The sequence below is a fragment of the Lactobacillus sp. genome, from assembly GCF_014803895.1.
On sequence record NZ_JAAVAU010000031.1, the window covers coordinates 49,209 to 75,049 of the forward strand.

General features: G+C 33.9%; 25 protein-coding genes. 5 read left to right on the plus strand and 20 right to left on the minus strand.

Annotated elements, in window-relative coordinates:
- Window positions 1–57: 57 nt before the first annotated feature.
- From HDR40_RS08875 to HDR40_RS08940, 14 genes are all read right to left on the minus strand, one after another.
- Window positions 58–1,275 (minus strand): MFS transporter, encoded by a 1,218-nt coding sequence (locus tag HDR40_RS08875; protein ID WP_290628306.1) that lies wholly within the window; start codon window positions 1,273–1,275, stop codon window positions 58–60.
- Window positions 1,276–1,415: 140 nt separating this feature from the next.
- Window positions 1,416–2,747, minus strand: coding sequence for a carboxylate--amine ligase (locus HDR40_RS08880; RefSeq protein WP_290628357.1), 1,332 nt, complete (start codon window positions 2,745–2,747; stop codon window positions 1,416–1,418).
- Window positions 2,748–2,768: 21 nt separating this feature from the next.
- Complete coding sequence (gene asnB / locus HDR40_RS08885; RefSeq protein ID WP_290628308.1) at window positions 2,769–4,718, minus strand: asparagine synthase (glutamine-hydrolyzing); 1,950 nt, start codon at window positions 4,716–4,718, stop codon at window positions 2,769–2,771.
- A gap of 73 nt (window positions 4,719–4,791) precedes the next feature.
- Window positions 4,792–6,180 (minus strand): metallophosphoesterase, encoded by a 1,389-nt coding sequence (locus HDR40_RS08890; RefSeq protein WP_290628310.1) that lies wholly within the window; start codon window positions 6,178–6,180, stop codon window positions 4,792–4,794.
- A gap of 53 nt (window positions 6,181–6,233) precedes the next feature.
- Window positions 6,234–6,716, minus strand: coding sequence for a hypothetical protein (locus HDR40_RS08895; protein WP_290628312.1), 483 nt, complete (start codon window positions 6,714–6,716; stop codon window positions 6,234–6,236).
- A 158-nt stretch (window positions 6,717–6,874) separates the two neighbouring features.
- Entirely contained in the window at window positions 6,875–7,402 is a 528-nt protein-coding gene (locus HDR40_RS08900) for a PadR family transcriptional regulator (RefSeq protein ID WP_290628314.1), read from the minus strand.
- A 50-nt stretch (window positions 7,403–7,452) separates the two neighbouring features.
- Complete coding sequence (locus HDR40_RS08905; protein ID WP_290628359.1) at window positions 7,453–8,013, minus strand: phenolic acid decarboxylase; 561 nt, start codon at window positions 8,011–8,013, stop codon at window positions 7,453–7,455.
- 133 nt (window positions 8,014–8,146) lie between these two features.
- Complete coding sequence (locus tag HDR40_RS08910) at window positions 8,147–9,151, minus strand: class III bacteriocin (RefSeq protein WP_290628316.1); 1,005 nt, start codon at window positions 9,149–9,151, stop codon at window positions 8,147–8,149.
- 177 nt (window positions 9,152–9,328) lie between these two features.
- The gene (gene phnE / locus HDR40_RS08915) at window positions 9,329–10,141 is read right to left on the minus strand and encodes a phosphonate ABC transporter, permease protein PhnE (RefSeq protein ID WP_290628318.1); all 813 of its coding nucleotides are present in this window, start codon (window positions 10,139–10,141) and stop codon (window positions 9,329–9,331) included.
- Complete coding sequence (gene phnE / locus HDR40_RS08920) at window positions 10,141–10,950, minus strand: phosphonate ABC transporter, permease protein PhnE (protein WP_290628320.1); 810 nt, start codon at window positions 10,948–10,950, stop codon at window positions 10,141–10,143. The genes phnE (HDR40_RS08915) and phnE (HDR40_RS08920) overlap by 1 nt, the downstream gene beginning before the upstream one ends.
- A complete protein-coding gene (gene phnC, locus HDR40_RS08925) occupies window positions 10,943–11,719 on the minus strand; it encodes a phosphonate ABC transporter ATP-binding protein (protein ID WP_290628322.1) in 777 nt (258 codons plus the stop codon). Before phnC ends, phnE (HDR40_RS08920) begins: the two co-directional genes overlap by 8 nt.
- Before the next feature lie 91 nt (window positions 11,720–11,810).
- Window positions 11,811–12,758, minus strand: coding sequence for a phosphate/phosphite/phosphonate ABC transporter substrate-binding protein (locus HDR40_RS08930; RefSeq protein ID WP_290628323.1), 948 nt, complete (start codon window positions 12,756–12,758; stop codon window positions 11,811–11,813).
- Window positions 12,759–12,854: 96 nt separating this feature from the next.
- The gene (locus HDR40_RS08935; protein ID WP_290628325.1) at window positions 12,855–12,983 is read right to left on the minus strand and encodes a hypothetical protein; all 129 of its coding nucleotides are present in this window, start codon (window positions 12,981–12,983) and stop codon (window positions 12,855–12,857) included.
- Between the two features lie 169 nt (window positions 12,984–13,152).
- Window positions 13,153–13,650 carry a universal stress protein gene (locus HDR40_RS08940; RefSeq protein WP_290628327.1) on the minus strand — a complete coding sequence of 166 codons (498 nt, stop codon included), beginning with the start codon at window positions 13,648–13,650 and terminating at the stop codon, window positions 13,153–13,155.
- Between the two features lie 219 nt (window positions 13,651–13,869).
- Between HDR40_RS08940 and HDR40_RS08945 the strand changes: the two genes are divergently transcribed.
- On the plus strand, window positions 13,870–14,676 hold the full coding sequence (locus HDR40_RS08945; RefSeq protein WP_290628329.1) for a tyrosine-protein phosphatase: 807 nt from the start codon (window positions 13,870–13,872) through the stop codon (window positions 14,674–14,676).
- A 2-nt stretch (window positions 14,677–14,678) separates the two neighbouring features.
- Entirely contained in the window at window positions 14,679–15,434 is a 756-nt protein-coding gene (locus tag HDR40_RS08950; RefSeq protein WP_290628331.1) for a GntR family transcriptional regulator, read from the plus strand.
- A 27-nt stretch (window positions 15,435–15,461) separates the two neighbouring features.
- On the opposite strand, the gene HDR40_RS08955 is transcribed toward HDR40_RS08950, so the two are convergent.
- Window positions 15,462–15,776 carry a hypothetical protein gene (locus HDR40_RS08955; RefSeq protein WP_290628333.1) on the minus strand — a complete coding sequence of 105 codons (315 nt, stop codon included), beginning with the start codon at window positions 15,774–15,776 and terminating at the stop codon, window positions 15,462–15,464.
- Window positions 15,776–16,258 (minus strand): PTS sugar transporter subunit IIA, encoded by a 483-nt coding sequence (locus HDR40_RS08960; protein ID WP_290628335.1) that lies wholly within the window; start codon window positions 16,256–16,258, stop codon window positions 15,776–15,778. The genes HDR40_RS08955 and HDR40_RS08960 overlap by 1 nt, the downstream gene beginning before the upstream one ends.
- Window positions 16,259–16,435: 177 nt before the next feature.
- Here HDR40_RS08960 and HDR40_RS08965 point away from each other — a divergent pair, with 177 nt between their 5' ends.
- A complete protein-coding gene (locus HDR40_RS08965) occupies window positions 16,436–16,912 on the plus strand; it encodes a nucleoside 2-deoxyribosyltransferase (RefSeq protein ID WP_290628337.1) in 477 nt (158 codons plus the stop codon).
- A 40-nt stretch (window positions 16,913–16,952) separates the two neighbouring features.
- On the opposite strand, the gene nagA is transcribed toward HDR40_RS08965, so the two are convergent.
- Window positions 16,953–18,110, minus strand: coding sequence for an N-acetylglucosamine-6-phosphate deacetylase (nagA, locus tag HDR40_RS08970; protein ID WP_290628339.1), 1,158 nt, complete (start codon window positions 18,108–18,110; stop codon window positions 16,953–16,955).
- A gap of 166 nt (window positions 18,111–18,276) precedes the next feature.
- Between nagA and HDR40_RS08975 the strand changes: the two genes are divergently transcribed.
- On the plus strand, window positions 18,277–21,333 hold the full coding sequence (locus HDR40_RS08975) for a DUF5110 domain-containing protein (protein WP_290628341.1): 3,057 nt from the start codon (window positions 18,277–18,279) through the stop codon (window positions 21,331–21,333).
- Window positions 21,334–21,380: 47 nt separating this feature from the next.
- Here the strand turns inward: HDR40_RS08975 and HDR40_RS08980 are convergent, their stop codons facing one another.
- Genes HDR40_RS08980 through HDR40_RS08990 form a run of 3 tightly spaced genes read right to left on the minus strand, consistent with a single transcriptional unit; the run spans window position 21,381 to window position 24,058 of the window.
- Window positions 21,381–22,205 carry an alpha/beta hydrolase gene (locus tag HDR40_RS08980; RefSeq protein ID WP_290628343.1) on the minus strand — a complete coding sequence of 275 codons (825 nt, stop codon included), beginning with the start codon at window positions 22,203–22,205 and terminating at the stop codon, window positions 21,381–21,383.
- Between the two features lie 3 nt (window positions 22,206–22,208).
- Window positions 22,209–22,967, minus strand: a complete 759-nt coding sequence (locus HDR40_RS08985) for a YibE/F family protein (protein ID WP_290628345.1) — start codon at window positions 22,965–22,967, stop codon at window positions 22,209–22,211.
- The gene (locus HDR40_RS08990; RefSeq protein ID WP_290628347.1) at window positions 22,964–24,058 is read right to left on the minus strand and encodes a YibE/F family protein; all 1,095 of its coding nucleotides are present in this window, start codon (window positions 24,056–24,058) and stop codon (window positions 22,964–22,966) included. Before HDR40_RS08990 ends, HDR40_RS08985 begins: the two co-directional genes overlap by 4 nt.
- Before the next feature lie 93 nt (window positions 24,059–24,151).
- Between HDR40_RS08990 and HDR40_RS08995 the strand changes: the two genes are divergently transcribed.
- Entirely contained in the window at window positions 24,152–25,723 is a 1,572-nt protein-coding gene (locus HDR40_RS08995; protein ID WP_290628349.1) for a sodium:proton antiporter, read from the plus strand.
- Window positions 25,724–25,841 lie beyond the last annotated feature (118 nt).

The window sequence follows — 25,841 nt, forward strand, 5'->3', positions numbered from 1 at the left end:
ATTCTTAAATTTATTAGTCTAATTTTAAGAAAAAGTATCATAACCCAACTTTTAGTCTTACCTAAATATCTTTAATTGCTTTTTTAATCTTGCATGAAGTGGTACAAGCATCACAATCATTAAAAATATTCCTATAGCAGCCACAATAAAGAAATTAATATAGCCAAATTTATCAATTACCAACCCACCAAATAATGGACCAAAAGCACGTCCAATCGCAGAAGTCGATAAGGTCATCCCTTGATACTTACCTTTACTAGAATCTGGTGACAAATCATTAACATAAGCTGGCATTGCTGGCATTGCTGTTGCCTCACCAAGGGTTAAAGTCACCATGGAGAAAACAAAGTGTGGATAATCTTTAGCAAAAATCAACGTAATAAATGATATTGCAAACATTGTTACTCCAAAGATAACTTGATGAAAAAGAGTTTTAAATAAATTAGGAAATTTTCCTAATATTGCTTGTACAATTACAATAATTCCAGCATTAATAGTCCAAAGTAAACTATACAAATGAAATGGAATACCCAAAGATACCATGTAAACCGATAAATTTGATTCCCAGTTCATATACATCAACCAAATTACAGCAAGAGTAATAAAGAAACCTATCGACAATTTCATATTAGCTGCTGGCATCGGCTCAAACTTAGTAGCTTTACCCGCATTTTTTTCTTGTAGACGTTCCTTATGAAATTGAATAATCGGACGATAATTAAAAATCGCATTTACACAAACAATTACAAATAAAATCCCCGCTATTACAAATAGCATTGCAACTGAGTAATCATACAAGTAACCAACCACCAATGTTCCAATTACTACACCCAAATTTTGAGCAAAGTAAATCATATTGAAAACATAGCGACCTTGTTTTGACTTTAAACTAGTGGCAATCGAGTTAATCAAAGCACCATTCCATCCGCCGAGGAAGCCAGTTAAAGTCATCCATAGCCAGTAAATTGGCCAAGTATGGTTCGCTGCCATACCAAATAAAACCAGTGCATCTAGCCCAGCTCCAGCCGTAATTAAATAATATGGATTAAATTTGTCATAACACCAACCTGCCACAAATGACCCTAGCATATTAGCTAAGCAATTAAATAGCAAGACTATCCCAATCATTGCCAATGAAACATGAAGTTGCTTATTTAAATATACTGATGTAAGTGGCCATATAAAGCTTGATCCAATCCAGGTTAACAACTCTCCTAACAAGAGCCAATGTAACTTGATCTCATCATTTGGTTGTTCCCCATGTTGCGTTTTCATCTTTTCACCTCAAATAAATTTTTCTAGTAATTAATTCTAAGTCTAACAAGAAAAACATACTTTTGCACGAATAGCGTAGAGGTTCTTTTTCTTCATACAAAAAGGCTCACCAGATTTCTCTAGTGAGCCTTAATTAATAGCTAAATTTGATTTTCATGGTTTTCTTGTTCACCATCAGCAACTGCTTGTTTTTCAATTTTAGCAACTTCTTGTTCAAAGTACTGCCCCTTATTTACTTGGTAATACTTCTTATAACGCGCTTTATAATTATGGAACATATAGTGCATTAATAACCAACGCTTAAGTCCTCTATCTTTATCGTAAAATACAGTAGTACCGTAATGACCTTCCTTGATTAATTTTTCAGCTAATCTCTTAGAAGGATTATCAAATGCATATTCCTTAAAGACTTTTACAGGAACGCCCAACCACAAGATGTAATCAGAACCATTCTTGTTACCATAAACAACTTCCTTATCCTTTAAGCTATCATTTACGTAGTCTTCAACATACCATTTAGCCAAATTGTAACCATTTAAAGTTACATAGAAACTTGAACGACCTTGACGCAAGTTAATTTCGAAGAACTTATACTCTCCATCACGTTGATCATACTTGATATCAAAGTTAGCCATCCCCACGTAGTTAATTTTTTCAAGGAATGATTGCACCGTATTATAAAGTTTTTGACTATATGCTGGTAGGATTGCCATATAGTTACCAATTGATTGAGGAGTTGGATCTTCAAGTAATGGATGACCTAAACACATCATTTTAACCTTATGATTCTTATCAACGTAAGCATTAAGTACTCGCATATTAGAATCATCACCAGGAATAAAGTCTTGTAAAATTAAGTCTTCTTTATAACCATTAGTGTAAATCTTACCAACAATATCAACAAGTTCAGCTTCATCATGAATGGTAAAAGCTTTTTTTCGACCTTCAAATTGAACATCAAGCCAAGAAACAGGATCTTCTGGTTTTAATTCAACTGGAAAATCAAATGGAATATTCAAATAGTTATCTGCCTTATAATCATCCATAGTAATAATTTTAGTTTTAGGATATGGCAAACCATACTTTTCAGCGATTTCGTAGAAACCTTCCTTAGAAATCAGCTTTTCAAGCATATCATATTGAATATATGGAACAACAAAAGTATCCTTTAATTCATCTTTATGCTTGGCAAGTAACTCAGCATAACCATCACCACAAGCAATCAAGATAACTGGTTCTTCATGATTCTTGTATTCTTCAATTTTTTGCTTCATAACATTCATAAAGCCGGGATCTTCAGCAAAGCCCTCATGCACTTCTACATCAACAATCTTTGAGTAACGTGTGGCTGCTAAATGACTAGCTGCCCATGCTTGTACCTTGATTCCATAGGCTTCATTAAATGAACGAGCCATACCATAGACATTAATGTCACTCCCGAGCAATATTGGCGTAAATTTAGGTTGCAAAATTAGTACTTCCTTTTCTTAATTTTAAACTAGCTTACCGCTAGCAATTAACTTAGCTACTTCTGGTTGAACATGTTGATAGTTCTTTACAGTATTTTCGTAGTCTACAAAGAAAAGTTTATACCAAACTAAGAATGTGTAAATAGCCCAAATTTGTCGACGAGCAGAACCATCACCCTTGTAGTTATCGTCAAGTAATTTGATAATCTTTTCTTGATCAAAAATTTCATTAACAAAATCTTCAGTAAAGAGCTCTCTAACTTGCTTGTAAAAACGTGGTTCTTTTAACCATTGCTTGATTGGAGTTGGGAATCCTAACTTAGGACGCTTAGCCCATTCTTCTGGCAAAACATTTTCAGAAGCTTTTCTTAAAGCATACTTAGTATCATGACGGTTAACTAAATACTTAGTAGGAATTGAGTTAGCTAGTTCAGCAATCTTCTTATCAAGATATGGCACCCGAAGTTCAAGTGAGTGAGCCATTGAAATCTTATCAGCCTTTTGTTCAATATCATTTAACATAAAGTGATGCAAATCGATGTATTGCATTTGCTTAACTTCATCAAGGTTCTTTACCTTCTTAAAGTCTTCTTGGTAGTTACCATTCACAGTTAAGTCATTTTGATATTCTTTTTGTAAAATGCCATTAGCATCTTTTGAAGTAAAGATAGTTGGGTAATCCATATCATAGATGACTGATTGACCAACATAGAATTCACTAGGTTCAGCTAAATTAGTGTACATATGAACCTTACCTGGGAAGTTAGGCATCTTTTTGATTCTATGCGCAAGTTTAACGCGACTATTCTTAGGTAATTTCTTAAGTCCAGCAGTAAAGACCTTAATAACATCATTGTGGGTATGCATACCATAGTTAACATAACCAGCAAATAATTCATCAGCCCCTTCACCAGATAAAGCAACAGTAACGTGCTTTCTAGCTAATTTACATAAGTACCATAAAGGAATAATTGATGGGTTAGCATCAGGTTCATCCATATGATATTGCATTTCTGGGAAGTCACGCATTGCTTCATCGGCATCAACTTTATCACTAAAGAACTTCCAACCATTAATATCGGAAAGAGCCTTAGCCTTGGAAGCTTCATCATAAGTTGCATCATCAAATGAAATAGAGAATACATCTTCTGGATCTAACAAACTAGTTAAGAAACTTGAGTCAACACCTTCAGACAAGAACGCACCAACTGGTACATCAGCGTTACGATATAAATCAACAGTTTCCTTTAAGTCCTCGTTGATTTTCTTAACAGTATCTTCAAAACTTAATGAATTTTGAACATATTCTGCATCCCAGTACTTATGGGTCTTCATTTTGCCATCTTTATATTCGAACCAGTGACCTGCTGGAAAACGATATACACCTTTAAAGAAAGTTTCCTTTAAATCATTGTATTGGTTCATCAAGTATGGCTTCACAGCTTCTTTATTTAATTTTTTATCAAAACCAGGGAACTCTAAGAAACTCTTTAACTCAGAACCTACAATTAACTTACCATTGTGGTCTGAATAGTACATAGGCTTAATACCAAAGAAATCACGTGCCCCGTAAAGTGTCTTCTTATTATCATCCCAAATAAGAAAGGCAAACATCCCTCTTACACGCTTCAAAATACCATCCATACCCCATTCTTCGTAACCATGGAGCAATACTTCAGTATCTGCCTTAGTGGTAAAAGTGTGGCCTTTTTCAATTAATTCTTCACGTAATGGTTTAAAGTTATAAATTTCACCATTAAAAATAATTGCACGAGTTTTATCTTCGTTAAAGATAGGTTGTGACCCACCGCGTAAGTCAATAATTGACAATCTTCTAAAACCAAGAGCTACTTCATCATTAGTATATTTACCTTCAGAAGATGGACCACGGTGTTTAATAGCGTCCATCATTCCTTGGATTGCATGATCCTTATCTTTTAATTCTGGATCAAAAAAAGCACATATTCCGCACATAAATTTTATTCACCTCAAAAATAAATCAATAGATTTTAATTATATGTTATTTTCTAATAAAAACAAGTAATGACTAGATTCTATATATACGACGCTTAGAAGTTGCACCATAACCAAAAATTTGCATTAAGTGTCGCTTGGTATCAACATTAACGACATAACCTGCATATTCACTCGGCATGTCATAGCGTCGATTCCAACGTTTATTATATCTCGTAGTTAGAGCATGATTAGGTCCCATTAATGCTGAACAATTAAATAGGATATATTGAATTCCATTAATTCTAAACTGATCTTCAATGTGTCGATGTCCGCAGAAATAAGCAATAATTTTAGCATTTTTAATTTTAGTAAAATCAAAATCATTAGCTAACATAAATTGTGCTGGAACATCATGAGAGTTAAGGTATCCTTTTTCTCTTTGATTAAAAGCAACTAGTAATTCATGGAGTGAACGACCATTATACTTCAACGCATTGTTACCATGATGTGTAATTGGACTACCGTGACTCATAAAGATAATCTGTTTATCACTAGAATTCTCTAAAATTTCAATTATTTCCTGCATTTGATCTTCTCGAATTGCTAAAGCAATCTTAGAATCATATTTCTTTTGTCCCTTTTCATTTAAAGTATAAGGAACATCAGAAGTATTGACAGTGATCACTCTCACATCACCTTTATCAAAGTAAACTACTCCATGGGTTCGAGAAATATAATTAGCCCCACGTTGAGCATACATTGCAGGCCACATTATATCTTCAAATTCATTTTCAGGAAAACTTGCTTTTAAATTATGATGCTCATCGAACTTATCATTGTCATCATGATTACCCTTGATAATCGCAAAATTAATCTTATCAGTTTTAAAGGCTCTACTCAGAGAAAATAGCTCTTGCTCACTAATTAAGCCAGCATCGGAACCATCAATCCAATCACCTAAATGAGCCTTTAAATCAAGAACATTTTTTTCTTCTAGATAATTGAATTCCTTTACATGGCGCAAACCATTGAGCCCATAAAAATCAGTTGAGTCAGTATCTTTATAATGAGTATCTGTTAAAACACCAATATTAACCGTATCTGGACGAGTGTGGCGATTAATTCGTTCAATCACTGTATCCAAATATTGCTCTACGATATAACGACGACCAGTTTTTTTATTAATAAACGCGCGATAACGATTTAATTTTTTGTCATATTTACGTACATATTCTGGTGCCAAATCACTCGCATCAACTGATCGAAGTGCTTGATGAAGTGTGCCCTCATCATCTTTATAGACAATTAGTTCATATTCTCTGCCATAAGGAGTCTCTTGTTCAGGACCCACTTGATACTGTCCCACAGTCATATATTTTTGCAAGGCATCAAACGATTTCTCATCTTTTTGACGTGTAATTTTTTTAACTGCTCCAGAAAACTTATCGATCATTCCGTTAGTTTTTTTGATAATGTTCATAAAATTGCGCACTTCTACTTTTATATAAAAAAAGGCCTTAACGGCCTCAGGTATTAATTATTTGCCAAAGCGTTAGCTGCTAAACCTAAAGATAATACCGCATCTTTTGATAAAATTTTCTTCAATTCAGCTGGGGCAATTGCCTTAACAGCACCAATAACCTTCAAACTATAAAGCAATACATCATAATCACCACTGCGATTATAGATACCATCTTCAAATGGATCTTCGTGGTTATATGTAAAATTAATTTCATCTTTATCCACGTAACCATCAACGTGATTAGTTAAAATACGGTCAGTTAATGATGTTAAAGGTTCATCCAAATGAAGTAAAGTTAACTTCCCATCAGATTCGCTATTATAATATTCATCTTGAGTCATTGAGAAATATTCTTGAATCGGTTTATTTAAAACACCTAGACTATCAATTTCTGCATAAACTTTTGAAGTATTAAGGTCTTGTTGACCACTTATGATTTTGTCCTTAGATAAAGCTAAATCATCGGCCAAGTTCATGGTTGTTAAATTATCCATTTTTTCCTCCTTGAAATACAATGCCTATTATAACAAAAATAGTGCATTATGCCCTTTTTTCTCCCTCTATTTAATAGGAAGTTAAAGAAATTGCAATACTTTTAGCTTATTTTTCACAAGAAAAAGCCAGCAAGTTTTTAAACTTACTGGCTCAAAATCTATTTTAAAGACCTTAGCCACTCAATTTGACCCTTTAGCCGAGCCATTGCTCGTTTCAGAATCAAATAATGACCAAAGTTTTGATCTTGTTTTTCTTTATTTGGAAAAACATTTTTTTCACGTTGTTTTAAATGTAAAAATTGTTTTTCTAATAAAGCCAACTCCTCATTGACCATTACCTTGATACGTGAATCATGAGGATCATTAATAAAAAACATTTTTAAAGAAAACAAATCTTGATTAACTGGTAACTCCGTTAAAGGTTGATTAATCCAATTCTCTAACTTTTTCTCACCAATAGCTGTTAAATAATAATGAATTTCTTTTTCATTATTTTCTGCATGCTTACTAGTAATCCAGTCATCTTGTTGCATCTTCTTCAATTCTGGATAAACTTGGCTGTGAGCAGCTTTCCAAAATTCACCGATTTCATTGGTAAATTGATACGTGATTGACTTCCCTGTAAAACCTGGATTTTGTTTTAAAATTCCGAGAATAATATAAGGAAGAATGCGTTTTTTAGGCATAAAATCTTCTTTTCTACTTTTGATAGTTTTATTCTACCAAAAAGAAAGAACTATTTTTCAAGATATTTATGACCATCTTTCTTGATGATGTGGTAATTTTCATCGTAGTAGTTACCATTTCTAATATCATCAGTCATGCCTTCATATGGAGCTTCTGCGATTACTTCGTCATTATCAACCCCTGCATCACCAATGTAAGTAATTTTAGCAAATTCAGGTACAACCATCTTAGGATAAGTATCGTATTTTTCACGACTTTCATGCATCAAGTCAATGTGGTCATTTTGGTAACAAACAGTAATTTCTGGATGATCTTGAACCCACTTTGGGAAGAAAATAGTACCATTCAACTTGTGTTCATTTGGTACAAAATCAAGTGCTACGTCAGTACCAGTTGGTTCAGTCCAAGCAATCTTGTAAATACCATCAGTCAAAAGATCAATATGAGCTTCTTGATCTTTTACCCAGCGACCAGCAACCATACCACCGTGAATACGATAATCAACAGTGTGGTCATTCTTTGCGTACCATTCGTATTCCCAACCATTATCGTAAGTGTATACAAAGTGAGTTCCAATGAAGTCATCTAAAGTCTTGAACTTTTTATCCATTTTATTTAACTCTGCCATTTATATTTCCTTCTTTCATTTATGTCAATTTCGACATAAACTATTGTATGTCGTTATTTACATAAAATCAAGTTAAAAATAAAAAGTTTGTCGATAATGACAAACTTTTTTCAGATTAATCATTAAAACCATTAATCTTATAAATTCGATTCATTAAAGTTGTTAGGCCATCTGTTTTACTATGATAGGCAATAGTTAAATAAATATTTTTTGAATCTTTGACATGTATACTTTCAAACTCAGTCGCATAACCTAGTGCATCGATTTCTAAACAATGATTCAAATTAGCAACTTCCCATTCATTAGGATCAGTTGAACCCCAAGGAATTTTAACAATTTGACGGGGCTTGCCTTCTTTAGGCATCCCTAAAATATTAGTTGATGGGCCAGGCTGGCAAGAGATATAAACATTATTATTTTCATCAATATCGTAACCCTGAATTGAAGGAATTAACTTACTATTAAAGTCTGGAATAGTAAAAGCACCTAAGCATTGAAGATTTTGAATATTTACATCCTCTGCCTCCGCTTCAGCAGCATCTAATGCTCGATTAACTTCATTCATGTCATATAAGGCAAAATAACCTGTATGGTCATAACTAATTGTCGCAATTAAAAGCTTACTGTAATCCGGAGAAACAGCAGCTTCAACTCTTTCTAAATTACTACCTGGATAAACAGTTGCATCATTGTTATAGCCACTACCAGCACGGTTCAAGTAAGAAAGACGTGGCAAATCAGTATTATTATTAATAGTTTGACTACCATTAGCAAGATCTACTCGGGCAATTTGCGTAGTCCAATAAAGACTATTCCCCTTTTTCTTTGGCTTAGTACCAACTAACCAACGGTCTTTTTCACCACTGTAGACCCATGTTTGGGTATGTCCACCAGCCGTTCCACCCGAAGCTGGACCATTCAAGTAAAGAATTGGAGCATTTTCATCAAATAATGCATGCTTACCTTCTGGTTCAGTGCGATAGACAATAATATCATTTTGTTTATGAAGTAACTGCAAGGCATATACGTACTTACTACCCACATCAGCTGCTTGTACAACTACATGGTGCAAGTTTTCAAGTTCGTATAATAGACTTAATTTAACTTTCTTTTCTATCATAATTTTTATCCTCTTCAAATCAAAAAATTGCTATTAATTAAATTTTAACGCTAATATTACATAAACTTCCAAGATTTACAATCAAAAGGTGTAAAAGTACGCAATCCATTAACAGTTATAGAACTAAATTAAGGATAACTAAAAAACGACTCAAATGAGTCGCTTTTTTACATCAGATTAGATTAACTTCTTTCTAATCCAACCAGAAATCGAGTCAATCAAAATTACCATGATTACAATACCTAATAAGATAATTCCCACCCGGTTCCATTGACGATATTGTAAAGCAATAATTAAAGGATACCCAATTCCTCCGGCACCTACTAAACCTAAAATAGATGCGGAACGAACTGATACATCAAATCTATATAAAGTATTAGAAATCAACTCTGGCATCAAGTTTGGCATTGTAGAGAACATGATAATGTTCCACTTAGAACCCCCTGAAGCGGCTACTGCCTCATTAGCACCAGTTTCTAAATTTTCAATTGCTTCGGAGAATAACTTTGCTAGCATCCCCACTGAATGAAACCCTAAGGCAAATACACCAGCCGCAGAACCTGGTCCAACAGCCTTGATAAACATTAATGCCAAAACAATTTCAGGGAAAGATCGAATTACTGCTAAAACTAACTTTCCACTTCGAGACGCATACCATTTTTTATGCTTAGTATTGGCTGCCCAGAAGGCAAAAGGTAAAGAAATAACTGCGGAAATAAATGTACCCAAAAAAGCAATACACAATGTTTCCCATAATTGAGAAATTAAATCTTCACCAGTACCATTCCAAACATATGACCAATCTGGATGAAAAATACCTGAAATAATTGAACCAGCAATCTGACCAGCAGATGCTTTTATACCAGAAAAATCCATCCCTGTACATGACCAAACCACAATCACAACTGAAGCAATTGCTATCAACCAGTGAATAGTACGCTGTTTACGATTTACCGGTTTTGGCGGTAATTTCTTCATTGTATTATCCATTATTTCATCAATGCCTCCCGTGATTTAGATGATATGTAGTCAATTAGTACAACTACGATAATAATGACAATAATGATCATCCCAGTCTTGTCATAAGAGAAAACTTGCAAAGTTTGTTGTAAGTAAAGGCCAATACCACCAGCCCCAATATAACCAAGAACTGTTGATGCTCTAACGTTAATTTCAAATGCATATAAAACATAAGAAATAAAGTAAGTAATAATTTGTGGCATTACGGCAAAGTGAATAATTTGTAATTTACTTGCACCGACAGCAGTTAAAGCTTCAATCGGACCTGGATCAATAGTTTCGATTGCTTCATAGAACAACTTAACAACCACACCAAAAGTGAACACTGACAAGGCTAATACACCGGCAACTGGCCCAATACCTACTACTGCTACGAAAATCGCACCCAAAAGTAAATCCGGAATAGTTCTAACGATATTCATAATAAAACGAAGAACACCAGTAACTACTTTATTTTTAACGATATTTCTAGCAATTAATAATGAATATACAAACGCTACAGCTGAACCAATTACTGTACCTAAAACAGCCATCTTAATAGTTTCAATCAAAAGTGGAACAGCAGTTGCGGCATAACTCCAGTCTGGGTGACACATTTGAACAAAAATATCAGCAAATTGACTAAAGTTTGCAGGATCAAGTAAGACACTGATGTGAGCATTAGTGGTATTAACGGATAAAAAGAAACCGGCAATTAAAACAATCCACCATACCAAATTCATTATTTTGAATTTTTTCTTAGGCAATTGGATTAAATTTTGATCAGTATTACTACTCATCATTACCCTCCTTGCCATTGCCACCGTTGTAGATGTCTTTGAAGACAGTATCTGAAGTTTCACTCATCTTGCCATCATAAACAATTTCACCTGCGCGTACACCAATTACCCGATCACCAAATTCTTTAGCTAATTCAATACTGTGCAGGTTGGCTACAACAGTCATCTCATATTCTTCATTGAGCATCTTCAAGTCATGCATTACACGCTTAGAAGTTTGAGGATCAAGAGAGGCAGTCGGTTCATCAGCTAAAATAATTTTAGGATCTTGAGTCAACACTCTGGCAATAGCAACACGTTGTTGTTGACCACCAGAAAGTTGGTCTGCACGAGTATAAACCTTATCTGCTAAATCTACTCTTTGTAAGGCTTCATAGGCTTTTTGCTTATCTGCTTTACTAAATAAATTAAAAGTAGTTTTCCAAGTGGGATAGTAAGAAACCCGTCCCGTTAAAACGTTGCGTAAAACGCTTGAACGCTTAACCAAATTAAAGCTTTGGAAAATCATTCCGATATCTCGACGAATCATCCGTAAATCTTTACCCTTAGCCTGAGTAATAGATTTACCATCGATTAAAATGTCACCGTTAGAAATATCCTGTAAACGATTGATAGAGCGCAGCAATGTTGACTTACCAGCCCCGGATAAACCAACTATTACTACAAATTCTCCTTTTTTAACATCTAAATTAATATTTTTTAATCCGACAGTACCATTGTCATAAACTTTAGTAACGTCTTTTAATTGAATCATCGGCTGCTCTGCCATTAATCAAGGCTCCTTACTCTCATTATCTTTATTGTAAAAAAGATAATTATCACTATCGACAATTATCTTTTTTAAATTCAAAAGTTAAATCTTACTTCTTTGAAGTACCAACATTTTCGACGATCTTGTCGTATTTACGTACAATATTGAAGTCGCTATCTTTAGCATAAGTGTAACCTTCATGACTATAGATAGATTCGATTAACTTTTTACCCTCCTTAGACTTACTAATGGCAATAAATGCTTTTGCAAGTTTCTTTTGGAATGATTTAGACATATTAGGAATTACAGAAATAGTGTCGTTAGGAATTGGTTTAGTAAAGTAGATTGGAACAACTTCTTTCATGATATTTGGTTGATCAGCTTTAACAGAGTTTCGAGCATCTTCAAAAACGAAAGCCGCATCAGTATCACCATTTAAAACATTTAAAACAGCTTGATCATGTCCAGTCACCGTTACTAACTTGCAATCCTTCGGTACATCTAACCCCTTTTGAGCTAATTCAGCAATTGGGAAAACATACCCTGCTGAGGAAGTTGGATTTTGAACTGAAATACTCTTCCCTTTCAGATCTTTCCAACTCTTAATCTTAGAACCTTTTTTAACTAAAATTTCAGCTCGATAAGAATTAACTAGCTTCGTAGTAGCTTGACCATTCGGCTGCTTAACACCATAGCGTTGAGCTTGAAGTAAAAGATCAGCAGCTCCTTCTTTATGAGCTAAAACATAACCATCAGGTGGAAGGAAACCAACATCAACTTTTTTAGATTTCATAGCTTCTACAACTGTATTGTAGTCAGTTGACATTGTAACTTTAACTGGGATACCTAAACGTTTAGAAAGCATCTTTTCTAAAGGTTTAGCCCGAGCCTCAAGCTTATTTGCAGCTTGGCTAGGTACAAACTGAATAGTTAATGACTTAGGTGTATAATTCTTAGAATTTGCACTATTAGATTTCTTACTATTCGAACATGCAGTAGCAACTATTGCTAATAACACTGCCAAAATACCAAGTAGCACTTTTTTGAACTTTTTCATCTTATCCTCCTAATGGTTCAAAAAACAAAAATTATTTATAGCCCAAAACAATGGTAGAAAAAAAGGCTTAATCACAAGTGCAAACTACACTAGCAATTAAGCCTTACTTATTATCATTAATTTGGAAAACACAGAAATAGGAAATACCGTTGCATTAGCAACTAATATAGCCAAATCACAAATTGAAACTTTTTTAGAAACAATACGTTGGTTTGGCTGCAACATTTTTAATCCTCCTTAAATATTTTCTGTATTTATTTGTAAGTATGATAACAAAAATATTTATTTTTGGATATGCTTTTTTTAAAAAAATTTAAATTTTTCTGATTGGAGCAGTCCAATTAAAAATAAAAGGACTATCCATTTAATTAAGATAGTCCTTATTTTCCAAAAATTAGAATCTTCTACGCTTCTTTTTCTTTGGAATTTTTTTATTATTCATATCAGTTTTTACAATTAAAACATCAGATAATGAGTGTTGGTTAACATATGCGGTAACACTACCCATTAACATTCTTTCAACTGCATTCATACCAGTTGCACCCATAATAGTTAAATCATTTTGGTGATCCTTGATAAAGTCCACAGCAATAATTCTCTTAGGTGAACCATAACGAATGTGGGAAGAAATATCGGTAAAGTTAAGTTCTTCCTTAGCCCATTTTTGTAAACTCTTAAGATAATTCTCTGAATCTTGAGTCATTTGGTAAATAGTATCACCAGAAATTAATGTATCTTGCATTTCACCCATAAATTGGCGAGTATCAATAACATTTAACAAATCAATATGTGCATTGTTATCAATTGCAATTTTTACAGCTTTATCAAATGCACGTTCTGCAGTTTCTGATCCATCAACTGGAACTAAAATATTGTTATAATCTTCTACCATTTGAATCCATCTCCAAGTGTAATTAGCGTATTATTTATATCTCATTTTAACATAATATCGAATCAGTTATACTAAATTAAAGCTTTACAAATAATGATTTTTAATTATATTATTACAATCAGTTAATTCAGTGCTACAATGATACCGCTAAATTAATTGAATATTATAACATTTTAATTAATTTAACTGGAGGACAAATTAAAGAAAAGGAATCTACGTATGAGCGAAAATTACGATACGAAATTAATTGGGGTAACTTCTGGCCGCAATTTCCGTGAATTAGGTGGCTATGAGACAGTTACTGGACAAAAGATAAAGTATAATAAATTGTTGCGCACCGGTAATTTAGCAAATTTGACTCCTCAAGATGTCACTTTGTTACAAGATTATGGTGTTAAATATGACATCGATTTTCGAACAGAAAAGGAAAAGAACGAACATCCTGATATTGTTCCTGAAGGTGCCCACTATGAATTTAATCCGGTCTTCGGCGAAGATTTAACCAATGCATCTAAAGGCATTTTTACTTTAGAAACTTCAGCTGAAAAAGACCCTACATTTGGCTTTAAGCATATGCTTTTTGCTTACGAAGACATGATTAATGGTAAAACCGCTCAAAAAGCTTATCAACGCTTTTTTGAATATTTATTAACTAATGATCAAGACGGAGAAGTCTTATTATTTCACTGCACAGCTGGTAAAGATCGAACCGGTTTTGGAGCTTTCTTGCTTTTATCAGCTTTAGGAGTACCTTTATCAACAATTAAATATGATTATTTGTTGACTAATATTACTACTAAAGACTTCATTGATAATATGTTAAAAAAAGCGGCTGCCAATGGATCCAGTCAGCCTGTATTGCAGGCAATTAATGATATTCAATCAGTTTACCCCGAATACCTAAATCATGCAGTCCATATTATTAATGTAGAATATGGCAGTATCAACAATTATTTGAAAAATATAATGAATTTGTCCATGAATGACATTATGGACTTACGAAGAATTTACCTTAAGGATGCATAATTATGGCTCAACCAAAATATTTAGAAATTCAAAATCAACTTAAAGATGAAATACTATCCGGAAAATTTAATTATGGTGATCGTTTCTACAGCGAGGCAGAGTTAAAAGATAAATTTAACGTTTCTTCAATCACTGTGATTCGGGCTGTTAAAGAATTAGTGATGGACGGCTACTTAGTTCGTTATCAAGGAAAAGGAACTTATGTCTCCAATTCAGTTAATGATAGTTTAGTAACTATTGACGAAAAAAACGCCTTTGGCCTTAAAGAAAGTGATGCCAATGATAATCCAGCTAACGAAGAAAGAATGGACGTAATTAAGGTTACTAAAGGCAATGATGAAAAATATTTAAAAGCCCTTAATCTAAGAGAAGATCAATCCTATTACTTGATTGAGCGGGTTCGTTTTATAAAAGACCAACCATATGTCAACTATTATACCTACCTTCCTGAAAAATATGTTCGAGAAGAATGGCTAGATGATAAGGACAACTTTAAGAGCATCTTTATCAAAGTACAACAAGACTTTAATATTTTCTTATACGACGAACCTTTTAAAGAAGATATTACTATTGTTCAATCTAACGAACATGTTAGCGATACCTTACTATTACCTGCTAATTATCCAATCGTCCGTCAAGCCAAAACTATTAAACTTAAAGGTACTGATGAAGTACTTTATTACACACTAGCGTTCAGAAGAATTGATCATTTCTCACTCTCATTCTCTAGTCCAGATTTCCAAGATGATAAACAATAAAATAAAAAGTTGCCATATGGCAACTTTTTATTTTTGAGTTAAACTTATATTTTTTATTAAATCAGCAACTCTTTCTAAAACCGGCCTAGCTAAAGACGGCACACGATATAAAATTCCTGAACATTCTATGAATGGTGTAGCACTTTTAAATGGTACCTTACCCACAGTTAGATACCCATCATAATCTGCCACTTTTTCCTTTGTAACCTCACTTAGCTTACAAATGTCCACTATAACATCTTGATCAGCATCACTAAAGTATTTCTCTACTGCCGATTTGATAGCAGCTGATGCTGTCTCACCTGCACCACAAGCAGTTAATAAACGAATTTCTTTTTTCATTACTTAAAATTTTCTTCTAACATCTGATAGATAATTGCAGGTGAAGTTGAATTAAACAGTTCATTTAAATCATCTGGTGAACTGCTAGCTAAAAAGTCCATAATTCTCGATAAAATATTCGCATGTAAATCTGGATCATCATTCAAAATCATAAATAGAAACTTTACCTGTAATTGTTCGGTTGGATTAACCATATTATTAAAAGATACTGGTTCTTTTAAGGCAACCGGTACAATTAAATGAGTATTGACAAACTTACCTTCAGTATGAGGAATGGCAACATTTGGTAAGTCGTGATGAAGTGGTCGAGTTAAAATACCAGTAGGATATTTTTCTTCACGTTCAATAAGATTATCAATAAAGTCGCCTTTTACTAAATCCATATCTAATAAATTTTGATATACGTCTTTAAATATTTCATTGCGATCTGTTTTATCTGTAACAAAAACAGCATCTCTTCTAAAAAGGTCTTCTGAAGCCATTTTCAACTGCTCCCTCGTATTAATTTTGAATATTTTACTATACTTAATTATTATAAGCCAAAGCGTAAGTAAAATTGAAGTGACAAATTATAATAGTCAAGTCTAGAGATAATCTTTTTTTCTGGTAAGGTAGTACAAGTAAGGTCTATTGATTTACAAAAAGGAGAATTTTCATTCATGACTAAACAAAAGACAGTTTACTTTGGCGCTGGTTGGTTTTCTGACACTCAAAACAAGGCTTACAAAGATGCAATGGCTGCTCTAGAAGCCAATCCAACTATTGATTTAGAAAATAGTTATGTCCCACTTCAAAACCAATACAAGAACATTCGTGTTGATGAACACCCAGAATACTTACACGACAAAGAATGGGCACAAGCAACTTTCAACGGCGATTTAATTGGTATTAGAACTAGTGACATCATGCTTGGGGTTTATGTTCCTAAGGAAGAAGATGTTGGTCTTGGGATGGAACTTGGCTATGCAATGGGCCAAGGTAAGTATATCTTACTAGTTATTCCTGATGAACTTTATGGTGAATCTATCAACCTAATGAGTTGGGGAGTAGCTGACAACATCATTAAAATGAGTGAATTAAAAGACTTTAACTTTAACCAACCACGTTTTAATTTTTACGATGGTGCAGTTTACTAAACAAATAAAAAAAGGGACTTCTGCAGAAGTTCCTTTTTTTCTAAGCTTGATAACGAGATATCCCATCTAAGTATGTTTCAACTAGAGTCATATCGGAGTTTAAAACAATAAAATCAGCTGGTTTATCTGGTTTAATAGAACCACAATTATCTAAAATATTACTACTTTTTGCTGGAACATAAGTTGCCATCATTACAGCATCTTCCGGAGTTACTACATTCCAATCAACAATATTCTCAACAGCATCTTTTAATTGTAAAATACTACCTGCTAGATTATCGCCATCTTTTAAACGTGCCATACCATCTTTTACATAAACAGGTAATTCACCAAGCATATAGTCACCATCTGGCATCATTCCAGCTTCCATACAATCAGTGATCAGGGCAATATGTTCAGGCCCACGTGCGTTAACTAAAGCACGAACTGCTGGCTCCTGAACATGATGACCATCGCAAATTAATTCGTCAGTCGTTAAACGGGAGGAATAGGCCGCCCCAACTACACTCGGTGCATGCTGTGATAAGGGATCCATTCCATTATAAGTATGGCAAAACATTGTTGCACCAGCTTCAACACAAGCAATCGCATCTTCAAAGTCAGAAGCTGAATGACCAAGTGCAACTACGACCCCTTCTCTCACAGCCGCCCTAACAAACTCTTTTGCGCCTTTTCTTTCAGGAGCCATAGATATTTTGATTAACATATTATCAGAAGCTTCACGCCATTTTTTTAATTTTGAAATAGATGGATCAATCATATATTTTGGATTTTCTGCACCAGCATGTTCTGGAGTGAAAAAAGGACCTTCAAAGTGAATGCCTTGAATTTTAGCACCCGTTTCTTGTCCCTTATGTTTAGCAAACATCTGACAAATTTTAGTTAAAGTGTCATCACTAGCCGTAATAGTAGTAGGGAGCCAACTAGTGACCCCTGCACTAAGTAAACCTTCAGAAATCTTATTGATTCCTTCCCAATCACTTTTCATGACATCTTCTCGTAGACTTCCATGAATATGCGTGTCCACATACCCTGGTGCTATCCATTTATCTCCATATTCACGAATTTCGCCATGCTTTGGCTTTTCATTTTCCGGATAATAAAAACCAAATTTACCATTATCTTGTACTTCAAGATATCCACCAATTTCTGTTCGATTTTCTAGGAAAAACTTCCCCGCATGAATATAGTAGGCCATATAATTCTTCTTTCTAGCATTTGGTATAGACCATATTTTTAATTAAATAATAGCGATTTCTTTACTTAATGTCAATCGAAAAAAAGCATTGTCGTAATTTTTTCGCTATAATAAAAGACAAATAATAATTTAAAAAATAATTTTATATTTATAGAGAAGTTTTTATATGTCTGAATTAAATAATCAACAAGAACACCAAATTAGTCGCTTGGTCAATGTCGCCAAGGGCACACGTTTTTATGAATTACAATTTGCAGCGGGTGAAAAAGCTCGCTTATATATCGTATCCGAAGGAATTTTTCGTTTAATCTTGGATCCAAGTCAAGAATTTGCACCATTAGATCCAGCCTTGACGATTCCAATCAATGATTTTAGTTTGAGACCCTTTGAAGAATCTCAATTACTTGTCACTGATGAAACCTTTACCATCAAAAGTGCTCACTACTCACTTCGTTTACAGAAAAATCCTGCACTTTTTAGTATTTTTGACGACAATTTACATCGCTATCGTTTAATGGAAAAAAGTCCTCTTCAAATCGGACCAAGCTCAACCACTGAAACTCTATATCAAAATAAAAATGAGTTTTATTATGGTGGTGGTATGCAAAATGGTCACTTTAGCCATAAAGGACATATTATTGAAATAGAAAATACTAATCTCACTGGGCGCGACGGAGTAGCGGTTCCTGAAAGTTTCTTCTGGTCTAATGCCGGATTTGCGGAACTACGTAACACTTGGGAAGATGGAGTTTACAACTTTGGAGCTGAAAATGGCGAAGCAGCCACTATCAGCCACCAAAGCCCTATTTTCGATACATTTTATATGATTGGAAACACACCAGCTGACTTAATTAAACAATACTACACACTCACTGGTACTCCTCTCTTCTTGCCTAAATATGCTTTACAGTTAGGGTATTTAGGTAACTTTACCGAAACTGCTTGGACTCAGGCTAAGGCGCAGGAATTGAGCTCCATCAAATTTGAAGATGGCAATACCTATATGCAAACAACTGAAAAAGATGAAATTATTGCCCATTCATCTTTAAACGGAGAAGAAAAATATCAATTCTCCGCTCGTGCAATGATTGAACGTTATGAAAAGAATGATATTAATCTGAAGTGGATTGTCCCTAACTTTAAAGGTACTACTCCTTTAAGCACTGAGTCAGTAGAAAGTTTTGATGAATTTGCTGAAAAGAAAGGTATCACTGTTGGTTACTACAATGCTTTACCAGTTAATGCACCAGCCAATTTAGTTGTTGCCAAAAAAGAACGCGCTACAGAAGGTAATGGTCAACTTTTGAAAAATATCGCTACAGTAAGCAATGATTTAGTACAAAAAAATGCCAATGGTCGTCCATGGGTAATGGCTGGTAACGGTTGGAGCGCTATTCAAACTTTAGCTACTACAGCAATTGGCGGTGTTGGTGGTGAATGGGAAGAAGTTGCTAACCAAGTTGACAGCTTCTTAGGAATGTCACTTTCTGGTCAGCCAAATGTTGGTGGCGCAATTGATGGGGAATACAGCGGTGGTAATGCCCAAGTTAGCGTTCGTGACTTACAATGGAAAGTTTTTACGCCACTTTTATTTAATATAGACAATTTTGGCTCTATTCAAAAAACTCCATTCGCATTTAATGCTAAAATGACCCGCATTAACAAAGCTTATCTAAAATTAAGAGAACAAATTCTTCCTTACATGTACGCTTTAACCAAAGAAGCTCAAACAGGTAATCCTGTAATTCGACCACTTTTCATTGCTTTTCCTCATGAACGTATTAACTATACTGATCAAATTAAACATGAGTTTATGCTTGGAGATAATTTCTTAATTGCTCCGATTACAAATGGTCGTGAAGATAGCAATGGTAATTCCATCAAAGATAATCTTTATTTGCCTAACCACCGTACCGTTTGGATTGATTTATTTACAGGTAAAAAGTTACTTGGTGGACGTTTCTACGACAAATTCCACTATCCACTTTGGCATTTACCTGTCTTTGTTCGTGGAGGTGCAATTATTCAAAAGAACCTGCGTAGTATGGATATTTTCCCTCAAGGCCAAAGCTCTAATATCTTATACGATGATGACGGTACCACTAATCAATATGAAAAAGGCCAATTTGCTACAACCAAGGTTGAAAGTTCATTAGATGGTGCAAACTTAGAAGTTACTGTTCATCCAACTGAAGGGAATTATGAGGGGCTTAACTTGCACCAAACTACCCGCCTTAATATTATGGCTGACCGCTATCCAGGTCGTGTAACTTTAAAGATGGACGACGAACCAATGGAATTAGTAGAATACCGGGATGAAAAGAGCTTTGAAAAAGCAGAATCTGGTTATTTCTTTAAGCAAGACTTCATGCCATGTAAAGAATTTGGTCAATTCACCGGTCAACTACAACCAGCTATTCAAATTAAAATTGATTCAAAAGATATATCTCAAAATGAATATAAAATCAGAATTGAAAACTTTAGCTATGCTGGTCAAGTTGAACGTCACGCAATTATCGATTCTGCAATGAGTTCACCACGTAGCGCAGCTATTTTAACTGAACGCTTAACTTCACGGAGTATTACTGTAACTTGGACTAATCCTCCTGCTTTTGCTCAAAGAAATGTAACAGCTGATATTGAAGTCAATGGATTAGTTCATACTAATATTGATGGCAATACTTTTACCTTCCATGAATTACAACCTAATACTCGTTATCGCTTTAGAATCAGAAATAAATTTGGTAACAAAGTTTCTGACTGGTCAGAATACTTTGGCACAAAAACTAAGCATGATCAAATGGATTATGCAATTAAAAATGTTAAAGTGGAAAGTACACTAAAAGAAAATCCTAAATGGCCACTTTCCAACTTAGTTGATTTACGCTTAGGAAGTGAATGGTTAACTCAAGAAAAAATAACTGATGATAAATATCTTGAATTAACTTTTAGCTTCGACCATATTTATAAATTAAGTCGTATGGTTTATGTACCTCGTTCACGTGATCACAAGGGACACATTCTAAGAGCTCAAGTCGCTATTTCAAAAGATGGTGAAAATTATAGCGATTATAGTAAAGAATACAATTGGCCAAATGATGCCAAAAATAAAGTTATTGGTATGCGGGATGTAATGGCTAAATCAATTAAGCTAAGAGTTTTACTTTCTACTGATGGTCTTGCATCAGCTAAAGAAATTTTATTCTTTGTAGCTAAAGACTAACTTATCAATAAAAAATCCACCAATTATAAAATTGGTGGATTTTTTTGTCATGCGGCAATTTTTAAATGTTCTAACCATTCAATACTTAAGTTAAACCAATGTGCCACATGAGGATTTACCTGCCATGGCTTATCTTTACTCTCTAAGTCAGGTAAACCTAGAGAATAACCATGCATCCCTTTATCAAATAAATGTGCCTCAAATGGTACATTCTTTTTTCTTAAAGCAGTTAAATATTCAATTGAATTGTCAATAAATACTACGGGATCATCATCTGTTTGAAAAATAAATGTTGGTGGTGTTTGCTCAGTTACACCCTTAGAAGTGTTTAAAAGTTCTGGTGATTTTGGTAACTTAGTCATTTCTGCAGGAGAAATCTTTACACCTATCTTAGTAATATCAATTAATGGATATCCCAGAATTGTGGCATTTGGTGCAACTTCATCATGCTTAAAACCAAATTCTTTTTGCCAATTTTCACTTTCTGCCATTACATTTACTGAACTTGCAACATGTCCACCTGCTGAAAAACCAATCGTAACAATTTTATCTGGATCAATTCCTAACTGGTCACTATTATCTCTAAAATACTTTATGGTGGTTAATCCACTAAGTGCAGCATCAGGATAAATTGGTTGAGGATCGTTAACTAAATTGTATGACACAATTGCGCAATCAAAACCATATGTTGCATAAGCTAAAGCAATCGGTTCACCTTCACGCAATGATAAGTGAGTAAAATAACCTCCCGGAAAAATTACCATTAATGGACGTTTTTGTACCAATAATTGAGGATCTTTTTGTAATTGGTAATAATCTACCTTAAACTTCAAATTATTAAAATTAGTTAACTCCAAATGTTGAATTTCCATAAACTACTCCTTGCTATCTTTAGTCAAAGTATAAGCTAAAAACCATGTTGTTAAGGGAATGGTTAATAACACTCCAATAAATGAATAAATAATAATCATACTTTCATCTATAAAAAGCTTATCATTTAAAATCTCAAAAAGTGAATAGTTTAATCTCATATACCAAATAAAAAGTGGCAAAAAACTACCGAACATTCCAAATAAAATAGTATTAAGCGCTGTACCTAAAATATCCCCACCAACTTGATTACCATTATGTAATAAGTGCACTCGATCAATATGAGGATCATGCCGTTTTAGTTCTAATAAGCCGGCACTCATCGCTACACTTGCTTCAGCAATTGCACCAAGGGCGGAAAAGATTGCCACAACAATCGAAATTTGAGGAAAACTAATACCCACATTTAATGATAAACCAACTAATTCTTCACTAGCTTGGTCTCCAAAACCACCAGTCTGAGCAAAGTTTTCAAAGATAACAATCATTATAATAACTATTAGACTTACCAATAATGCTACAAAAAATGAATTTTTAGCCACAAGATAATCATGTGTCCCTAAATAAATAATTGTTAGTAGTTTAAGTGGAATAAAAATGATTCCTACCCAAAAAATACTTACTCCCCACGAGATAAGAAGTGCTACTAAAATAATTAAACACGCATTGATAATCACGCTTAAATAACTCTTTATTCCGGTCTTTCCACCAACAGCAACCATTAGAATAAATAATAAAATTAATAATGCAGTCAAAGTGGTCATCTAGCCACCCTCTTTTTCAAAAATATCATACTACACAGTGTTGAAAAAATAACTGTTAAGACGATTCCCACGGCAGAAATTAAACTTTGAATAACACCAAGTGATAAAGCAAATTGAAAAGTATAAGTTAAAGTATTATTATCACGCAAATATAATATCGTCATCGGTAAAGCTTCGGCCATAAAAATTAAAACTAATACATTAATTAATGGGCCCATAATTTCTTGCCCCATTGTTCGACCGCTAATAATTAATTCTTTAATAGTTAAGTTCGTCTTATGTTTGCACAAAGCATACAGACTAGAGACAATGTCTGTTGCTTCATCCATCACAGCCCCTAATACTCCTAATAATGTTTGAGCTAAAAATAAAGAACGAGGATCTTGTGTTGCATAGTCCACTGCTTCATATTTAATACCTGATTCATGGGTAAATTTCATAACTAAATAACATATTCCAAAAGAAATAAAAACTCCCAATAGGGTTGAAATCAGTGTGACTAACATTTTTTTATTGAAACCTTGTGCCAAAAGTAGAGAAAATAAAGCAAATAAAATGATAGCCGAACCATAAATTAAAAATGTCTTTGTCCCATTTTCAACAATATCTAATTTAATGACAAAATAAAAAATTATTGCATTCAAAATTAATGATGCCATTAATAATATGGTATGTTTTCCAGCCAATAAAACCAATAAGCTCAACATTATAGAAAAACCTAGAATTAATACCCAGTCCCGCTTTGGACTCATAACTTTAGCTTTATGCTTAATAAAAGCAACAATCACTCGTTGCCCAGGACGATATTTATAAGTTACAGCTTGTGAAGGAGCATACGTATTGACTACCTTATAAGTCTTTCCTTTGTTTTTACCAGAAAGTACTTTTATCTTCATAGATTGTTGACGCACTTCATCTTCATTTTTATATGTATCTTCAGTTTTATTAACCAGTTCATCCTTAATGTATCTACTGGTAATTTGGGCAATTGGCCTCGTTGCCAAACTTGTTGAAAAATATGTCCAACTTGTTAGTATTATTCCGATTAGCAAAATAATAATACTAGCTATTATTTTTTTATTTGATTGCAAATAATTCCTCCCCTTTTTTGCACTAATTATAATTATGCTACTATGGAAACAATGAAAAAACCATTGTCACAAGTTTTAAGGGGATTATAAAAAATGGAACTAATGACTTCAACCTTTACTCTGGTCATGGCTGCAGCAATTAGTATCATTATTGCTCAGGCAATTGACCGAATTTCTGTTAATTATATCAGTATGTTTGTCGGGGTCGTGATTGGGTTAATTCCCATTCTAAATCACCATGTCGCTGCTTTTGATACCGAAATTTTTATGGAATTAATTATTGCACCCTTGCTTTTCTTCGAAGGACAAAAAACACGTGTCCATAATATTCGTCGTAGTTTAAAAGCTATTATTGGTATTACAGTGTTAATGGTGCTATTAGCTGTAATTACTGCCGGATTCAGTATTCACTGGATTACTGGTGTGGGGATTGCGATGTCCTTTATTATCAGTAGTATCAGCGCTCCAACAGATGCCACTGCTACTGAATCAGTTACTAATAATCTTAAAGTACCACGTAAAATTGCGGCAGCTTTAAAATCAGAATCACTGTTTAACGATGCATCCGGTATTATTTTATTAAACATGGCAGTCCTTTGGTTTGAAAACGGTCATGTTAACTATGGACAAACTATTAGGGATTTCCTTATATCTTCAGTCGGAGGCGCTGCCGTAGGTGCTATCATCGCTGTAATTATTATTATCATTCGACAAATCCTAGTTAGATCCAAGTTTAATTCTCTAAATGCGCAAAATTTAATCTATATTCTAACTCCGATAGTCATCTATGCTATTTCTGAACATGTCGGTGTTTCAGGAATTATTGCTGTTGTGGTAGCAGGTTTAATGCATAATGCCGAAGCACAGTACTCTGTGTTGTTAAATTCTAGACAAGTTCACATGGGAAGAGATTTAGAAGGTTTAATTTCTGAAATTTTTAATAGTATGGTTTTTGTTATCCTAGGATTAATGCTAGTAAGAATTGGACGAACTCGAATTTTTAATTCTGATGTGTGGCGTTGGATTACCGTAGGTATTATTATTTACTTGGCTAATTTATTAATTCGTTATCTTTATAGTCGTTTATTTATGCACTTTTCCAAACAAGAGGCATCTATCTTCTCTTTTGGCGGCGTGCACGGTGCTGTCACTCTGGCTTTAGCATTGACTTTATCATCAAAATTTTTAGGTCAGGATAATTACAACTTAGTCATGATTTCAGAAGCTGTTTTAATTTTATTAAGTATGATTATCCCAACTATAATTTTTCCATTTATGTTGGAACATAAAATTGATAATCAAGATGCATTAATTAAAGTTGACAAAATTCGAAACGAAATGGTTAAAAAAGCTATTTTCACAATTCATCGAATGTATCTACCTCGAAGAGTCAAGAGACAAGTAATATTTACGTTGATGACACAAAAGCAGGCCATTAATACGCGACAAATTATGCACGCTATCATTAGAACAATTGATCAACCTAATCTTTCTGATGAAGAAATATACTTACAACGCCTAGCCTTCATGCGAGCTTTTACCATTGAACGAGAATTTTTAGAAATGATTGGTCAAAAGGATGCTCGCTATCGCACTTATATTCTTAAACTCTACAACGAAGTATTATTAGCTGAATCATTGATTATTACTGAAAACGAAGACTAAAAAGTGTCTGGGAAAAAACTAGATACTTAAAATAGAAAATGTCTGGGAAAAAACTAGATACTTAAAATAGAAAATCCGTTAGAACTTGTTTGTTCTAACGGATTTTTTCTATACATTA

Coding starts and splice junctions, on each gene's coding strand:
- HDR40_RS08875 (WP_290628306.1), bottom strand. CDS start 1,275: ATGAAAACGCAACATGGGGAACAACCAAATGATGAGATCAAGTTACAT.
- asnB (WP_290628308.1), bottom strand. CDS start 4,718: ATGTGCGGAATATGTGCTTTTTTTGATCCAGAATTAAAAGATAAGGAT.
- HDR40_RS08890 (WP_290628310.1), bottom strand. CDS start 6,180: ATGAACATTATCAAAAAAACTAACGGAATGATCGATAAGTTTTCTGGA.
- HDR40_RS08895 (WP_290628312.1), bottom strand. CDS start 6,716: ATGGATAATTTAACAACCATGAACTTGGCCGATGATTTAGCTTTATCT.
- HDR40_RS08900 (WP_290628314.1), bottom strand. CDS start 7,402: ATGCCTAAAAAACGCATTCTTCCTTATATTATTCTCGGAATTTTAAAA.
- HDR40_RS08905 (WP_290628359.1), bottom strand. CDS start 8,013: ATGGATAAAAAGTTCAAGACTTTAGATGACTTCATTGGAACTCACTTT.
- HDR40_RS08910 (WP_290628316.1), bottom strand. CDS start 9,151: ATGATAGAAAAGAAAGTTAAATTAAGTCTATTATACGAACTTGAAAAC.
- phnE (WP_290628318.1), bottom strand. CDS start 10,141: ATGGATAATACAATGAAGAAATTACCGCCAAAACCGGTAAATCGTAAA.
- phnE (WP_290628320.1), bottom strand. CDS start 10,950: ATGAGTAGTAATACTGATCAAAATTTAATCCAATTGCCTAAGAAAAAA.
- phnC (WP_290628322.1), bottom strand. CDS start 11,719: ATGGCAGAGCAGCCGATGATTCAATTAAAAGACGTTACTAAAGTTTAT.
- HDR40_RS08930 (WP_290628323.1), bottom strand. CDS start 12,758: ATGAAAAAGTTCAAAAAAGTGCTACTTGGTATTTTGGCAGTGTTATTA.
- HDR40_RS08935 (WP_290628325.1), bottom strand. CDS start 12,983: ATGTTGCAGCCAAACCAACGTATTGTTTCTAAAAAAGTTTCAATTTGT.
- HDR40_RS08940 (WP_290628327.1), bottom strand. CDS start 13,650: ATGGTAGAAGATTATAACAATATTTTAGTTCCAGTTGATGGATCAGAA.
- HDR40_RS08945 (WP_290628329.1), top strand. CDS start 13,870: ATGAGCGAAAATTACGATACGAAATTAATTGGGGTAACTTCTGGCCGC.
- HDR40_RS08950 (WP_290628331.1), top strand. CDS start 14,679: ATGGCTCAACCAAAATATTTAGAAATTCAAAATCAACTTAAAGATGAA.
- HDR40_RS08955 (WP_290628333.1), bottom strand. CDS start 15,776: ATGAAAAAAGAAATTCGTTTATTAACTGCTTGTGGTGCAGGTGAGACA.
- HDR40_RS08960 (WP_290628335.1), bottom strand. CDS start 16,258: ATGGCTTCAGAAGACCTTTTTAGAAGAGATGCTGTTTTTGTTACAGAT.
- HDR40_RS08965 (WP_290628337.1), top strand. CDS start 16,436: ATGACTAAACAAAAGACAGTTTACTTTGGCGCTGGTTGGTTTTCTGAC.
- nagA (WP_290628339.1), bottom strand. CDS start 18,110: ATGGCCTACTATATTCATGCGGGGAAGTTTTTCCTAGAAAATCGAACA.
- HDR40_RS08975 (WP_290628341.1), top strand. CDS start 18,277: ATGTCTGAATTAAATAATCAACAAGAACACCAAATTAGTCGCTTGGTC.
- HDR40_RS08980 (WP_290628343.1), bottom strand. CDS start 22,205: ATGGAAATTCAACATTTGGAGTTAACTAATTTTAATAATTTGAAGTTT.
- HDR40_RS08985 (WP_290628345.1), bottom strand. CDS start 22,967: ATGACCACTTTGACTGCATTATTAATTTTATTATTTATTCTAATGGTT.
- HDR40_RS08995 (WP_290628349.1), top strand. CDS start 24,152: ATGGAACTAATGACTTCAACCTTTACTCTGGTCATGGCTGCAGCAATT.